A 15,468-nucleotide genomic window follows, 5' to 3' on the forward strand; every position below is an offset into this window, starting at 1 on the left:
TAATTTGTAAAAGAACTTTTTCAGGAATTTGAATAAAAAAGTTTTTTAAACTGTTGAAAAATTTAAATAGTGCTATAGATTACCTAAAGTAAAAAGTCTTGGGATTTCTCAGACAGGCAGATCATTTTTTGAATTTTAAGTCAATGATCAAAGCTTCATGTCTCCCTTAAGAACAGGATACTTACAATGTGCAAAAAACACTTTGTGGAATGTTCAACAATCCAATACTAAGAAAAAGTTTTGAAGCCGGCAAGTAATCAGTTATTAAATATTTCCTGCAAATTGGAAATTTTGCTCGATACAGGTAGTAGTAATGAAAGCTTTTTCTATTTAGATGGAAATAATCTTGGGGCAGAAGTTGGGGATATTGTAAGTGTGAGACTAAGAGGAAGATTATTGAATGGGTTAGTGATCTCCAAAAAAAAATTTTCGACAATTAATAAAGACGAATCTTATATTACTGGAGGGAAAAGCATAAGATATTTGTTTGTTGAAAGTATTTTGCAGAAAAAAATAATTGATAACTCTTGGAGAGAATGGATAGAGTCCCTCGCCTCTTTTTATATGGTTAGTAATTTAAAAATGTTTAAAACTGCATTTCCTCCTGGCTGGATTGGTAAATATAACAAAATTTCTCAAGGCTTAAAAGATCAAATATGGATTGAAACTAAAAAAGAATTCGATATTAAGAAGAATGGATTAACCAAAAAAGAATTTTTTTTAATGAATACTTTGTATGAAAAAGGTAATTGGCAAAGTGAATTAATAAAGTCTGGTTTTAATTACACTCTGATCAACTCAATGGTCAGTAAAAATTACCTTGTCAAATCTAAAAGAAAAAAAAATTACAGTACTAAATTAAATTCCTTTTTAGATGATCATATTGCAACGAAAAAACCAAATCCTACAAATGAGCAGAAAATTGTATTTCAAGAATTTCAAACAATGAAACCAGGAGATGCATTACTTCTATGGGGCGAAACAGGTTCAGGTAAAACAGAAGTTTATATGAGAATTGCTGAAGATCAATTTCTAAAGAAGAAAAGTTGTTTGATACTCGCCCCAGAAATCGGACTAATTCCTCAACTTATTGATAGGTTTAGTCGGCGATTTAATAATGTTGTTTACGAATATCATAGTAACTGTTCTTCTATTCATAGAACTGCTGTTTGGAAGAAAATTATTAATGCTAATGAACCTTTAATAGTAATAGGAACACGGTCCGCAGTCTTTCTTCCAATTAAAAATCTAGGATTAATAATAATTGATGAAGAACATGATATTTCATATAAACAAGATAGTCCTATGCCTTGTTATGACGCAAGAGAGATTGCTATTGAAATAGCAAAAAGGAATTCTGCAAAGTTGATTTTTGGGAGTGCAACCCCATCAATGAAGACTTGGAAAAAGTGTATTTTTGATAAGGATTTTAAATTGGTAAGAATGATTCAAAGGATATCTAGTAATGAGATGCCTGACATAAGAATTATTGATATGCGCCATGAGTTCAAGAAGGGAAATATGAAAATTTTTTCCAATGAATTATTAGAATTGCTTTCTCAACTTCACTTAAAAAATGAGCAGGCAATAATTTTGGTCCCTAGGAGGGGGCATAGTGGGTTTTTAAGTTGTAGAAATTGCGGATATTTAATAAATTGCCCCAACTGTGATGTTCCTTTATCAGTGCATCTCGGTTCGCAAGGGAAAAAATGGTTGAGATGTCATTGGTGTGATCATAAATCGAGATTGATCAATCGTTGCCCAGATTGTCATTCAACTGCCTTTAAACCTTTTGGAATAGGGACACAAAGGGTTATAGAGTTTTTAAATGCAGAATTTCCTAACTTAAAAGTACTTCGCTTTGATCGAGACACAACATCAGGAAAGGATGGTCATAGAGATATCCTTTTAAAGTTTTCTAAAGGTGATGCTGATATTCTTGTCGGCACTCAAATGTTGGCGAAAGGGATTGACATCCCCAATATTACTCTTTCAGTAGTTGTTGCAGCAGATGGTTTGCTTCATCGCCCAGATATTTCGGCAGAAGAAAAATCTTTACAATTGTTTTTACAATTGGCTGGCAGGGCAGGCAGAGCTGAAAAAAAAGGAACAGTAATTTTTCAAACATATAAACCTAACCACCCGGTAATTTCGTATCTTCAGAAAAGAGATTATGAAAGATTCTTAATTGAAAACTCTCGATTGAGAAAAGATACTAATTTATTTCCATTTTGCTCGATTTGCCTTCTTAAATTATCAGGTGAAAATTACGAATTAACTGAATCAATTGCAATTAAATTAGCAAAGTATCTAGTCAATTTTTGTGAGAAAAAGAATTGGAAATTAATTGGCCCTGCTCCTAGTTTAATTGCTAAAGTTGGAAAAAAATTTAGATGGCAGATATTAATACATGGTCCTGAAGGAACAAAGATACCTTTACCTGATAGATCAATATTATGGAAACTTATTCCAAAAAATGTTTTTTTAACAATTGATGTTAATCCAGCAGAGTTGTAATTACTTTGATGGAAGTTGAGGTAAATCTGTACCTAATTTAAATCTATAGAATCTTAATAAATAAGCTAATACAATAATAATTAAAATAGTAGATATCCCAATCAAAAGTTTATTGAGGCTCCAGAAAGAAAATTCAAGACTATTTATTTGTCCTTGATTTAAATTCCAAATTATAAGATTTTTTGTGATTTCTAAATTTGAATTATTTTTACCAATAAGGTTAGCTTTATTAGGGTGTACAATTTTAAAAATGAGTTCTAAATTATCAACACCTTCAATAGAAGTCAGATCCAAATCTACCCTGTAAAAGTATTTTTTAAAAAAAATAAAATCTTTTTGATTAGTATTAATTTCTATATTTGTTGATCCTCCTGCCAATTCTCCAGCTGTATTTTGGGTGATTTTAAGAACTTGCTTTGTATCTTCAAGATTGAGATTTTTATGTTTCATAGAAAAGGTTGATTCGTCTTGTTCAATTTCTACGTCAGGAAAAATATCTTTCATGTTCTCTTCGAATTTTAATTGCCAAGGAAATTTCTTTATGTATTTACTTTCTATTACTAAATTATTGTTTATTGAATCAATGTCTCTAAGATCAAGTGTATTTTCAACTTTAACGCAGCCACTTAAAAGTGGAATTAATAATAATAGTATTAAAAAAATGATCAGTGAAAAGCCTTTCTGAAAGGGTTTTGTTTCACCAGTTGGAATTTCAGTTACGTTAATAAATTTCTTTTTCTCCAAAATTTCTCTTTTTTTGCGCAGTGAGTTAAGAGATTTTTTATTTAGTGATGGATCGCTTTCAAACTGTACGTTCCAATTTTCTGGCTTTTTAATGTCAGGAGAATCTATAACTTCCATCAAATATTTTGCATTTTCTCTAGTCTTATTATCGTAAGATTTTTGAAGTTCTTTACAAAATCTTTTAGCCTCCTCCTTTTTATTAATACCACAAAGAGCAGTAATTAAAATTGTTCTTAAATTTACCCCCTCTTTGCTTGATAAAGAAAATGATTCGATTATAGGTAAAAGAAATTCAATACAATATTGATACTCTCCTTTGGCCAAAGCAAGTTCTACTGTTTCTAAAACTTGCTCATAAGTTTTCATAGGTTACGCAACTATCATTGTACCTACTCCAGAATTTGTAAAAATCTCAAGAAGTAATGCGTGTTCTATTCTTCCATCGATTATGTGAGCAGCTTTGACTCCTTGTGCTAAAGCTCTTATGCAGCATTCTGTCTTTGGAATCATCCCTTCGGTGACAATTTTTTTATCAATTAAATTTCTTGCCTCTTTGAGATTCGTTTTTTCAACAAGACTATTTTTGTTATCTTTTTCTTTTAAAATCCCTTGAGTATCAGTAAGAAGAATAAGTTTTTCTGCATTTATTGCAGCAGCAATTTCTCCAGCAACAAAATCTGCATTAATATTATGTGAAATACCTTCCATGGTTGATCCAATACTAGAAATAATAGGGATATATCCTTTAGAAATAAGAGGATCTAATATTTCAGGATTGATTTTTGTAACCTCTCCCACTAACCCATGACTCCCATCTCCTAATTCTCTAGATTGAATTAAGTTCCCATCAAGACCTGATATGCCCACAGCTAATGATCCAGTTTTATTAATGCCTTTTACAATTTGTTTGTTAACCCTACCCATTAGAACCATCTCGACAATCTCCATTGTTTTTTGATCAGTGATTCTTAATCCATTTTCGAATTTAGGAGATATTTCTAATTTCTTTAACCAATTATTAATCTCGGGTCCACCTCCATGAATTACTATCGGACACACGCCCACGCTTGATAAAAGTGCTATGTCTCTAAAAAAAGCATTTTTTAAGTCATCTTCTTCCATGACAGATCCACCATACTTGATGACAATTTTTCTACCTGAGAAACTTTGTATATATGGAAGAGCTTCGCTTAATATTGATACTCTTTGAGAATCATTCATTATTAAAAATCATTAAAAATTGATTAAATTGAAAAATTAGGTTTTTACGAATATATCGCTATATTCAATAAAAGAGAATAAAATCAAATTCTTTTTTATTATCGTGGATAATAAATTCTGATTCAAGACCTTTGACAAAAAACCTGTTTAATCTTTCTTGTTTTTCAATCCATTTTTCTAGAGGGACAGCATTTAATTCGAAACGCATTCTGAGACCATTTTTTTCTTCCTTCGTAATCTCTTCTATTTCTTTTAGTTGAGGGGGATTATCCTCATCCCACAAATTTAAAGATTCTAATGACGATTCAAGATGAGCTTTTATACCGTACCTCCATCTCGTAACATCTTTAACTAATGCTGTTAACTCTTTTGGTCTATTAAATTTATTTGTAACAAAATCTGTCTTGTTAAATAACTCTACAGGAGGTATCTCCGAAGTCTTTAAACCTAATCCAATTAAAAAAATAGGTACTCCATAAAAAAAAGTAGGTACACTTAAATTTACTGAGTCTGTGAAATAAGCAGTCATTCCAACAAAAGCTAATATACCCCCAGCGGTTACTATTACGTTTCCGGGCGATAAGTACTTCTTCATTTTGATTTAGTAGAATGAACTTTAATAGGCTAACAAGAATTATGCTAGATCTGAATACTGCAAATCAAGAAGATTTAATTTTCAAACTTGATCAAGATAGAGCATGGTTATTAGAAAATCTTGATAAGGGTAAATGGACAGAAATCAGAAGCGAACTTGCGGCGCTTGAAAGAAAAATAAGTAAGCTAATTATAAGTGTTCAAGAAAATAATGTTGATATTTGATTTAAAAAGGTATTTCGTCAACTTCGGGAACCAAAGGTGAACTATCCCAATTAGATTTTTTGGAGGGTTCTTTATTATCAATTGACTCATTATTTTCTTTTTCATCAGATTTAATAGCGTCAACTGGTCCTATTTGATGAATTTTTGAGGCTGTAAGTTCTGGTTGCTTTTCTTTTGTTCCGTCTTTTCTAGTGACAGAATTCATTTTCAGGCGTCCCTCAATAACAATATTTTGACCCTCCTTGAGTTCATCTACCATTTCTTGGGCAATATTTCCCCAACCTATGATCTTTAGATCTCTGGTAGGATCTTCACTACGTAATCCCTTAAAATTAACAATCATTTCTGCAATGGGAGTTTGGTTTTCTTTGGTATACCTCATTTGGGGAGCGCTATTAATTACTCCCTGGATTAAACAATGATTCATTACTTCTTATTTAATTAAAGATATACTGATGCAGAATCAAGGAAATTGCTATAAAAATGTTTGGATCCTATCAGGAACTTCTGATGGACCTGTGATAGCTAATATGCTTCTCGAACTAAATTATTCTGTTTTTGCAAGTGTTTTAACTTATAAAGCTGGTCAAGCTTATATTGACAATCCAAAGTTACATATCATTACAGGTAAATTAAATAATAAAGATGAAATAATTAATTTTATAAAAAAAAATCAAATCAGATTCGTTGTCGATGCTACTCATCCTTTTGCCGTTATAATTTCTGAAAATCTTAATAATGCATGTAAAGAGATTAATACACCTTTCTTTCTATTTGAGAGAAACTCTCTAATAAAAAACACTAATAATTTTTCTTATATTGATGATTTAAAGGATATAAATAACGTTGATCTAGAGAATAAGAATATTCTTCTGGCAATAGGTTCAAGATTCCTTAGCGATACAGCTAATTATTATATGAAGTGTAAGGCAAATGTATTTACAAGGGTACTTCCTACCTATGAGAGTATAACCAAAGCTTTTGGATCATGTATTAAAAATTCAAATATAGCGATACTTAAACCGAGTAAAAATAATAAAAGAATCTTAGAAAAAAAACTCTGTGATTTTTGGGAGATAGATTATGTTCTATGCAGAGAATCAGGAAGTTATTCTCAGAAAAACTGGGAAAGGATTATTTCTGGAAGTAACATGAAGTTATTTTTGGTTAAAAGGCCAAAAATAAAAAATGATTATTCTTACTCTTTCAATCAATACAAGGATTTGATTAATCACATAATTAAATCAAATTATTGATGTTTAATTCATTATGGAAATATTAGTTATTATCGCAACTGAATCAAGTAAAACAAATGCTGTGAGAATGGCTAAATTACTCATAAAAGAAAAAATTGCAGCTTGTGTTTCCATAAAGCAAATTTTTTCAGTTTATGAGTGGGATGATGATATTCAAGAAACTAAAGAGTTTGAAATTACTATAAAAAGTAAACTAGAATTTAAAGATTGTTTAATTGATTTCGTAAATAAAAATTCCACATATGATGTCCCTCAAATTATTTACAAAAAATACCATGCTGAGATGAAATATTATGATTGGTTGAATAAGACTATTTGATTACATCTATTTTATTAACTCTTTAAGATCAATATCCGATCTAGATCCTAATTGCGTAATAATTTGCCCCGCACAAATTGAAGCTATCTCTCCGCATTTTTTGAGGGAACAATTGTTTATTAATCCATGGATAAATCCTCCCGCATAGATATCTCCCGCTCCTGTAGTATCAATTATCTTGCCTTTCGTTATTGATTCAATTATTTCAACATTATTTTTGTTAACTATAAGAGAACCATTGCTTCCAAGAGTTACTATGACTAATTCACATAGGGAAGATAGGTCTTCTTGGCAGCTTGATAATTTATCATTTTTAAATAGACTTAACACTTCGGATTCATTACAAAAAACAATATCTACATATTCATAAATTAATTCTAAGAAACTCTCACGATGTCTATCTACACAAAATGAATCAGACAAAGAAAGAATTATTTTTGTACTAGATTGTTTTGCAATTTGGGCGGCTTTAATAAAAGCTTTTTTAGCTAATTCGCTGTCCCATAAATATCCTTCTAAATATAAGTATTTACTTTCTTTAATTACATTAAAGTCAATGTCTTTTGGTTCAAACTCCACAGATGCTCCTAGGTAAGTGCACATAGTTCTTTGTGCATCAGGTGTAACTAAAATAATTGAATGAGCTGTTGGAGCACCTTCAATAGTTGGTGGAGTATTAAATATTGTTTTACTTTTTTTTATATCGTCAGAAAAGAAATTACCAAATTGATCATTTTTCACTCTTCCTATAAACTGAACATGATTGCCTAATTCTGCTAAAGAAACAACGGTATTTGCTGAGGAACCACCTGAAATTCGTTTGATCACTTTGCAATTTTCTAACAATCTCTGAGATTCATCAGAATTAATTAGATTCATTGATCCTTTATCCAGATTATTTATCTCAAGAAACTCATCTTCAATATTTACAATAATATCTACTATTGCGTTTCCCAGACCAATGAGATCAACTTTTTTATGTTCAAAATGTCTAAAGGATTCCTTCATTAATTCGGAACTAAATTACCTTAGCAGTGCTCTTTTAGGACCATGTATTGGGTCTTCAATTACTATAGTTTGATCTCTATTCGCCCCCAACGAGACGATGGCAATTGGAACCTCCATTAGTTCAGCTAAAAATCTTAGATAATTCATAGCATTCTCTGGGAGATCAGATAGTTTTCTGCAATCTGCAGTTGAACATTGCCAACCTTTTAATTTTTTGAAGATTGGTTTACATTTTTTTAAGTCATCTGAATTTGTAGGAAAGTAGTCTATTTCCTCTCCATCGAGATCATATGCAATGCAAACTTGAATCTCATCCAATTCATCTAACACATCAAGTTTAGTAACGGCTAAACAATCAAGACCATTTACAGATACAGCATATTTACCAATAACTCCATCAAACCACCCACATCTTCTCCTTCTCCCAGTAGTGGTTCCAAATTCACTGCCCCTATCACATAGTTGATCATTAATACTTCCTTGTAATTCAGTTGGGAATGGCCCTTCACCTACTCTTGTGGTATAAGCTTTTGCTACACCTATGACTCTATCAATTAAAGTTGGACCCACTCCAGCACCAATACATGCCCCTCCTGATATAGGGTTTGATGAGGTAACAAAAGGATAAGTTCCATGATCTAAGTCAAGTAGAGTCCCTTGAGCACCTTCGAAAAGAATATTCTTCTTGTTTTTTGAGGCTGCATGGATAGTCCTCGTACAGTCAACAACATGCTTTGATAATCTTTCCCCATAGTCAAGATATTCTTCAATAATATCTTCTAATTTGAGTGGTTTAATTCCATAGATTTTTTCTAGTAGACCGTTTTTTTCTCTTAATGGAATTTCGATTACATCACTTAGCCTTTCCCTATTGAGCAAGTCTCTTATCCTAATTCCATTTCTTTGTGATTTATCCGCATAAGTTGGGCCAATCCCACGACCTGTGGTCCCAATTTTGTTTGAACCTCTATCAGCCTCCATCGCCTCATCTAATATTCGATGGTAGGGCATTGTTACATGTGACGTTGATGAAATTTTTAATCCTGAGATATCAATTCCATTATCAATTAACATATCAATTTCTTTAAGCAAGATTTTTGGATCTACAACAGTTCCCGAACCAATTAGACAAGAAGTATTTTTATAAAGTATCCCTGAGGGAATTAAATGTAATTTTAAAACTTTATCATCTACGACTATAGTATGACCTGCATTTACTCCCCCTTGATAGCGAACAACAACATCTGCCGAACGACTAAGTAAATCCGTTATTTTACCTTTTCCTTCGTCACCCCATTGGGCTCCGATTACAACAACATTAGCCAATTTTAGAAGAGCATTATTTTTGTGCGAATATCTAATATATTCAAAAATCTTGGTTTACTTTTAAAAAGTAAATGAATTGTATCAACTTTCTCTTAGAACCATTTTTTCAGCAAGAGAAAATTCTTTTGTTAAACGCTCTTTAAGTTTATCTGGTAAAGGTCTACTTGCAAAGTTTTTGTAATGACCTGCCATAGCATTTAATGCTGTTTGCATTGTGGTAAATGATTGTGTTTTATTCACCATCCCTCTATTTCTATATCTTGAAATATAGTCAGTTATGAGTGTAAGAGCTTCACTTCTCACTTCATCTTTATTTGGAGAATCTTTTGGAGTATCAACAGCTGTTTGTAATGTTTTAACGACTGAAATTGTATCCTTTGCATAGTCACCTGTCATAGCGGTTTTTGCAGCTATGGAAGGGGAACTAAATAGTGTAAAAGCAACAATTAAGGATATTGCAAAAGATATAGCTTTGATAAGATTCTTAAAAAATAATTTTGATGTCAATTTCAGTAACATAACTTTGCTCCCAGAAAAAAATAAGCCTCAGGACTTTTTATTGTACATTATTTCAGATTCGGAAATAAATGTTTCTAACAATTTATCAGTACTAATTTTAAGCTTAGTATTATTTGTTCTACATAAAAGTTCTACTTCTTTATTAATTGAATCTCTGCCAATAATTATCTGAAAAGGAATACCAATTAATTCCGCATCTTTAAATTTAACTCCAGCCCTGTCGTTTCTATCATCAAGAAGGACATCAATTTTATTAATTAAAAAGTTGTTATAGATTTGCTCAGTAAGATCACCTTGAATAGGATCTTTTAGGTTAGTTGGGATAATAATAACTTCAAAAGGAGAAATCTGGATAGGCCAACAAATTCCTTTTTGATCATGATTCTGTTCGATAGCCGCTTGAGCTATTCTTGTCACTCCTATTCCGTAACAACCCATCCATAAATTTTTTAACTGACCGTCCCTATCAGAGAACTTTGCATTTAATTTTTCACTATATTTCTGACCTAGTTGGAAAATATGTCCAATCTCGATACCTTTTTTTTCTTTAAGTTCTTCATCATCATAAATATTTACTTTATCTCCTTTTTTGGCATTTCTGATATCCCCAATTAGATAGTCTTTTGAATCAAAAGAAAATTCTTGAAAAACTTTATGGAAATTAACTTTATTCCCACCACTTATAAACTTTGAAAGGTCACTTGCAGAATGGTCAATTATTCTTGTCCATTTTTTTTTCCAATTAGAACTAGCTTTAATAGTTTTATTATCTAAATCTGGCCCGATAAAACCAAAGGGTAAATCAACTAGATTTTTTTCGATAGTATTTTTGTCTTCAATCTTTTTAAGATTAAGGAGATTGAAGTGATGAAGTTTATTGATTAAGTTAAAAAGCTTTACTTCATTAATTTGTTGATCGCCTCTTATGCATGCAAGAACTGGGACCTCAAATTTACCTTCGAACTGTGCAAGGAATATTACTACTTTAACAATTTGACTTGGGTCTAAATTATTATTACTGCAAACTTCTAGGATTGTTTTTTGATTAGGCGTTTCCAACCACTCTGCAATATTATCCTTTAGTGGGATAGGTTGAGATGGTAGAGAAACAGCTTTTTCGATATTGGCAGCATAAGAACCGCTTTGAGTGAACAAAATGGAATCTTCCCCAGCATCAGCAGTGACCATAAATTCCTTAGATGAAGCACCGCCAATTGCTCCACTATCAGCTTCAACCCCTACTGTCTGCAGTCCACAAGATTTAAAAATATTTTCATAAGCATTGCCCACTTTTTCATAGAAAGAAGCTAGATCGTTTTCTGAAGAATGAAAAGAATAACCATCTTTCATTATGAATTCTCTACTTCTCATCAATCCAAACCTTGGCCTTATTTCATCTCTAAATTTTGTCTGAATTTGGTAAAAACATTGAGGTAATTGCTTATAGGAGTTGATGGTCTCTGATGCAATACTCGTTATCACCTCTTCGTGAGTTGGTGCTAAACCAAATTCTTTGCCTTGTCTATCTTTGAGATTAAACATTATTCCTTCACCTGCGGTATATCCTTCCCATCTTTCACTTTTTTTCCATAAATCTGCAGGATGAAGTTGGGGTAATAGTAATTTTGTACAACCAATACTATTAAGTTCTTTCTCAATAATTGCGGATATTTTTTCAATAACTCTAAGCATTATTGGCATGTATGCATAAATACCGCTGTTAACTCTGCGAATATACCCAGCTTTTAATAGTAATTGATGTGAAATAATCTCAGCTTCAGAAGGTGTGTCACGAAGTGTCCCCAGAGGAAATGAGGTGGTCACGCGCATACAAAAAAATCCTTAGATAATATTTAATTTTATCAATTAAGATGAAAAAATAATTCAAAGTGTCTTGAGTCCCTCAACGCGGCTAGTCTAAGAATGTTCTTTCTGCTAACTTCTTCAGTAATAAAGTTCAAACTCTTTAAAAAGTTCATTACTACTTAATCATTTTCTTAAGTTTATGGAAAATATAGATTCCAATATTTCTAGTGAAGAGGAATTAGTAGGTATTGATGAAGTTCAAAAATTCCTAAATAGATCAAGAGCTTCTGTCTATAGGTATACAAATACAGATTTAAGAAATCTAAACCCTAGTTTTAATCCAAGAAAATTAAATCCCGAATTTCGGACTGATCAAAAAGATCCTTTAAAATTCCATCCTAATGAAGTAGCAAGATTTGCAAAAGATATTCTAAGAATAAAGGAAGTTACTGTAGAGGTCTTTAATTCACCTTCGTCAGCTGCTCAAAATATACTGGCGCAAATATTAGACGAACTAAAATCTATTAGGTCTTTGCTAGAAAAAGAGTAATTAAAAGGTCACCAATGAATGTTTTGATTTATTGACATTTTGAATGTAGGATAATGATGTTTAATTATCTCCTTAATCTTTACCAATTAAGAGTCCTTGAGTTACACGAAATCAAAGCAGTTTATTCAAAGTAAATCAAGCGAAGAATCTTCTCATGGTTCTCCTCGAAATGATTTTGAAAGAGATGATGATGACCCCTTAAGTATAAGGAGTTTATCAATAACATCTTTAGGTATTATTTTTGCCTTTTTGACAATTTTTTTACCTTCAATAAGTATTTTAATTGGCAGACCTCTATCTCAAAGAAACGAGATAATTCATAATCACGATTTTAAAAAAGATGGACCTTAGTTCAATACCTCCATCTCCAATGAAGGGAATAGTAAATATTGTTGTTGAAATACCTGCAGGGAGTAGGAATAAATATGAATATTGCTCTGACGCAGGAATAATGGCCCTAGACAGAGTATTACATTCTTCAGTTAGGTACCCTTTTGATTATGGTTTTATCCCAAATACCCTTGCTGAAGATGGAGCTCCACTTGATGCAATGGTGATAATGGATGAACCTACTTTTGCGGGTTGTCTAATAAAAGCTAGACCTATTGGAGTTTTGGATATGCATGATTGTGGTGCATATGATGGCAAACTTTTATGTGTGCCTATGGCTAATCCTAGGCAGGCTAATATAGTGAGTATTAATCAAATTGCTCCTAATCAGCTTGAGGATGTTGCAGAATTTTTTAGAACAAGTAAAGGACTCGATGGAAGAACAGTTCAAATTGATGGTTGGAGGGATTTTGATGTAGTTGAAAATTTATTGAAAAGTTGTATGCCTCTAAAAAAGAAGAACTTTAAAGTACTTAAGAAATCAAATATTAGTAAATTAAATTGAAAAAAATAATTTTTTATAGTTATTTAAAATGCTCTACATGCCGAAAAGCTGCAAAGTGGCTTGAAAGCAAAGACTTTGAATTTCAGTTAATTGATATTGTAAAAGAACCTCCGCTTGTTAATTATTTAAATCTAGCCTTAGAGCAATACTCTGATGATAAGAAAAGGATTTTTAATACAAGAGGTAAAGCCTTTAAAACTCTTGATCTTGATATTGATCGTTTGTCAAAGGAAGAAATTATTCAACTTCTTTTAAGTGATGGCAAATTAATAAAAAGACCATTTTTGATTTACGAAGGGGGAAAAGTAATATTAGGTTTTAACGAAATTGAGTATGCAAAACAATTTATATAAGTTTAGAAAATCAAGACTTGATTAATCCTATGCCTAATTCCATAAAAAGTTTTTTAAAAGAATGGGGTCTACTAATTCTATTAACTTTTTTTGTTTCTTCTTGTAGATCATTTTTAGCAGAACCACGTTATATCCCCTCTGGTTCAATGCTCCCAGAATTACAAATAAATGATAGGTTAATTATTGAAAAATTTTCACTAAGAAACTCTTTACCAAAAAGGGGAGATATTGTTGTTTTTAACTCACCTTACTCGTTTGACAAAAAATTAATTTCATCAAGATCTAAGCCTTTACCAAAAAAAAGATATTGTTTTTTTATGAGTTTCCCTCCAATGTCGTTTATTCCTGGCTTGAGGGATCAAGCTTGCGATGCTTATATTAAAAGAGTGGTGGCCCTTCCAGGAGAAATTGTAAGTGTAAACTCTAATGGTGAATTAATAATAAATAATAAATTAATTCCTGAACCCTATGTCTCTAATAAGTGCTCATTATCCCTATTTAATAATTGTGGTAAATTTGAAAACATAAAAGTGCCAGAAGATCATTTTTTGGTTTTAGGTGATAATAGGGCAAATAGCTGGGATGGAAGATATTGGCCTGGAAGTAAATTTCTTCATAAAAAAGAAATAATTGGTAAAGCATATTTCAGATTTTGGCCTCTTAGTCAAGTTGGCTTTTTCAGTAAATGAAGCCTTTTAACTGACTCTAAATTTATCAAAATTTTAACTAGGCTTAATTTAAAGTGCTCCTGAAGCAGTTGAATCAAGTATTCCCCCTAGATGTGTTGTAATGTTAAGAGCGCTAATCACAGGGGGCTTATTAGGATCATTAAAAAGATCAATTATAGTTATGCCGCCATTACCCTGTTTTATCATCCAAATATTTGAATAATTAATCCCAAGGATATTACAAATTAGAGTTTTATTGACTGCATCATGAGCAACTATGAGAGTTTGATCATTATCCTTTTGAGATAAACAAATTTTGTCAAAAGCCTCTACTGACCTTTCTGATACATCTTTTATACATTCACCTTCGGGCATTATTACTTCTTCAGGTTTATCATGCCAATTTTTTAGTAAACTAGGCCACTCTTCTCTAATTTCTGCTTCCAATTTACCCTCCCATAATCCGTGACTGATTTCTACAAGCGAATCTATTCTCTCAATTTTTAAATCTTTTTTATTTTGAAGGATTATTTGTGCAGTTTCATAAGGTCTATGCATTGAACTTGAAAATGCCTTATTGAAAGAAATATTTCTCAAATATTCAAAAGTCCTTCTAGCTTGATCTCTTCCGTTTTCATTTAAAGGGATATCAATTTGGCCTTGAAATCTACCTTCTTTGTTCCAGTTAGTTTCACCATGCCTTATTAGAAATATTCTGGAATCTCCAATTTTATTTGGAATATTTTTATTAAGATGGGAAGTTTGATTTAAGCATTCAATTTGAGTATTAAAAGAATCATCTTTCTTTGAAATATTGAGTATCGAGAAAGAAGCATTTTCTAATCTTATTTTTCTAAAACCTTGCTTAGGCTTTCCTAATAACAAGAGTATTAAACATCTGAGAATTGCATTATGTCCAACAACTAAAATATTTATATCATCTTTGTCTTGATAAATTTTTAAAATATCTTCTACAAAATTTGTTGCTTGAAAAAATAACTCTTGAATTGGTTTATGAGTTTTATTGTCATTTCTTTTTAAGATAAGATTTTCTGGATCATTTTTCCATATAGGGTAAATTTCTGGAAATTTCTCTTTTATTTCATCAATTTTTAGACCAGACCATTCACTAAGATCTACCTCTAGCAAATTATCATCGAATATAATATTTTGTTCTTTATTGAAGGCCTTTTTAATTGTTTTTGCTGTCTCTGCTGCTCTCACAAGTGGGGAGGAATAGATTTTATCGAAGTTTATTTTTGATAATGCTTTTCCTGCTTTTCGGGCTTGTTCGTATCCTTCATCGGTTAATAATGAATCGTCTGTTCTTCCTTGAATTAATCCTTTTGCATTGAAACTGCTTAGTCCGTGCCTAACTAAAACTAATCTTATAGCCATTATATAAATTTGAAAATTAAGATAATTTAATCATCTCATGGCGTGATTAAAATAGATATATAAATATAA

At 31.5% G+C, this 15,468-nt stretch carries 18 protein-coding genes; 9 read left to right on the plus strand and 9 right to left on the minus strand.

Translation table 11 applies throughout. From position 1 onward, the window contains the following. Positions 1–240: 240 nt before the first annotated feature. On the plus strand, positions 241–2,517 hold the full coding sequence (priA, locus tag HA140_RS02680; protein ID WP_209039612.1) for a replication restart helicase PriA: 2,277 nt from the start codon (positions 241–243) through the stop codon (positions 2,515–2,517). Here priA and HA140_RS02685 read toward each other — a convergent pair whose 3' ends face one another. The 3 genes from HA140_RS02685 to HA140_RS02695 form a co-directional block, all read right to left on the minus strand. Then, entirely contained in the window at positions 2,518–3,627 is a 1,110-nt protein-coding gene (locus tag HA140_RS02685; protein ID WP_209039613.1) for a DUF3153 domain-containing protein, read from the minus strand. It lies immediately after the preceding gene. Positions 3,628–3,630: 3 nt separating this feature from the next. Further along, entirely contained in the window at positions 3,631–4,482 is an 852-nt protein-coding gene (gene argB / locus HA140_RS02690; protein ID WP_209039614.1) for an acetylglutamate kinase, read from the minus strand. Between the two features lie 64 nt (positions 4,483–4,546). Then, positions 4,547–5,077, minus strand: a complete 531-nt coding sequence (locus HA140_RS02695) for a DUF2854 domain-containing protein (RefSeq protein WP_209039615.1) — start codon at positions 5,075–5,077, stop codon at positions 4,547–4,549. Between the two features lie 41 nt (positions 5,078–5,118). Between HA140_RS02695 and HA140_RS02700 the strand changes: the two genes are divergently transcribed. Continuing rightward, positions 5,119–5,301: a hypothetical protein gene (locus tag HA140_RS02700; protein WP_209040227.1), complete on the plus strand. Its 183-nt coding sequence runs from the start codon at positions 5,119–5,121 to the stop codon at positions 5,299–5,301. A 1-nt stretch (position 5,302) separates the two neighbouring features. Here the strand turns inward: HA140_RS02700 and HA140_RS02705 are convergent, their stop codons facing one another. After that, on the minus strand, positions 5,303–5,728 hold the full coding sequence (locus tag HA140_RS02705) for a single-stranded DNA-binding protein (protein ID WP_209039616.1): 426 nt from the start codon (positions 5,726–5,728) through the stop codon (positions 5,303–5,305). A 28-nt stretch (positions 5,729–5,756) separates the two neighbouring features. On the opposite strand from HA140_RS02705, the gene HA140_RS02710 reads away from it, so the two are divergent. Continuing rightward, entirely contained in the window at positions 5,757–6,557 is an 801-nt protein-coding gene (locus HA140_RS02710) for a precorrin-6A/cobalt-precorrin-6A reductase (protein ID WP_209039617.1), read from the plus strand. 13 nt (positions 6,558–6,570) lie between these two features. Beyond that, positions 6,571–6,876 (plus strand): divalent cation tolerance protein CutA, encoded by a 306-nt coding sequence (gene cutA / locus HA140_RS02715; RefSeq protein ID WP_209039618.1) that lies wholly within the window; start codon positions 6,571–6,573, stop codon positions 6,874–6,876. Positions 6,877–6,882: 6 nt separating this feature from the next. On the opposite strand, the gene HA140_RS02720 is transcribed toward cutA, so the two are convergent. The 4 genes from HA140_RS02720 to HA140_RS02735 all read right to left on the minus strand — a co-directional run bounded on the left by HA140_RS02720 (position 6,883) and on the right by HA140_RS02735 (position 11,559). Beyond that, positions 6,883–7,884: an adenosine kinase gene (locus HA140_RS02720; RefSeq protein ID WP_209039619.1), complete on the minus strand. Its 1,002-nt coding sequence runs from the start codon at positions 7,882–7,884 to the stop codon at positions 6,883–6,885. A gap of 15 nt (positions 7,885–7,899) precedes the next feature. Then, a complete protein-coding gene (locus tag HA140_RS02725; protein ID WP_209039620.1) occupies positions 7,900–9,210 on the minus strand; it encodes an adenylosuccinate synthase in 1,311 nt (436 codons plus the stop codon). A gap of 81 nt (positions 9,211–9,291) precedes the next feature. Beyond that, on the minus strand, positions 9,292–9,729 hold the full coding sequence (gene psb27, locus HA140_RS02730; RefSeq protein WP_209039621.1) for a photosystem II protein Psb27: 438 nt from the start codon (positions 9,727–9,729) through the stop codon (positions 9,292–9,294). A gap of 27 nt (positions 9,730–9,756) precedes the next feature. Further along, a complete protein-coding gene (locus tag HA140_RS02735) occupies positions 9,757–11,559 on the minus strand; it encodes a proline--tRNA ligase (protein ID WP_209039622.1) in 1,803 nt (600 codons plus the stop codon). 175 nt (positions 11,560–11,734) lie between these two features. Between HA140_RS02735 and HA140_RS02740 the strand changes: the two genes are divergently transcribed. The 5 genes from HA140_RS02740 to lepB all read left to right on the plus strand — a co-directional run bounded on the left by HA140_RS02740 (position 11,735) and on the right by lepB (position 14,022). Beyond that, entirely contained in the window at positions 11,735–12,085 is a 351-nt protein-coding gene (locus HA140_RS02740; RefSeq protein ID WP_209039623.1) for a resolvase, read from the plus strand. A 96-nt stretch (positions 12,086–12,181) separates the two neighbouring features. Next, entirely contained in the window at positions 12,182–12,436 is a 255-nt protein-coding gene (locus HA140_RS02745) for a hypothetical protein (protein ID WP_209039624.1), read from the plus strand. Next, positions 12,426–12,980 carry an inorganic diphosphatase gene (locus HA140_RS02750; RefSeq protein ID WP_209039625.1) on the plus strand — a complete coding sequence of 185 codons (555 nt, stop codon included), beginning with the start codon at positions 12,426–12,428 and terminating at the stop codon, positions 12,978–12,980. The genes HA140_RS02745 and HA140_RS02750 overlap by 11 nt, the downstream gene beginning before the upstream one ends. Then, complete coding sequence (locus HA140_RS02755) at positions 12,977–13,333, plus strand: Spx/MgsR family RNA polymerase-binding regulatory protein (RefSeq protein WP_209039626.1); 357 nt, start codon at positions 12,977–12,979, stop codon at positions 13,331–13,333. The genes HA140_RS02750 and HA140_RS02755 overlap by 4 nt, the downstream gene beginning before the upstream one ends. Before the next feature lie 29 nt (positions 13,334–13,362). Beyond that, entirely contained in the window at positions 13,363–14,022 is a 660-nt protein-coding gene (gene lepB / locus HA140_RS02760) for a signal peptidase I (protein ID WP_209039627.1), read from the plus strand. A gap of 48 nt (positions 14,023–14,070) precedes the next feature. Here the strand turns inward: lepB and HA140_RS02765 are convergent, their stop codons facing one another. After that, entirely contained in the window at positions 14,071–15,399 is a 1,329-nt protein-coding gene (locus HA140_RS02765; RefSeq protein WP_209039628.1) for a histidine phosphatase family protein, read from the minus strand. Positions 15,400–15,468: the final 69 nt, after the last annotated feature.

Source organism: Prochlorococcus marinus CUG1417, assembly GCF_017695975.1.
Taxonomy (GTDB): domain Bacteria; phylum Cyanobacteriota; class Cyanobacteriia; order PCC-6307; family Cyanobiaceae; genus Prochlorococcus_A; species Prochlorococcus_A marinus_AG.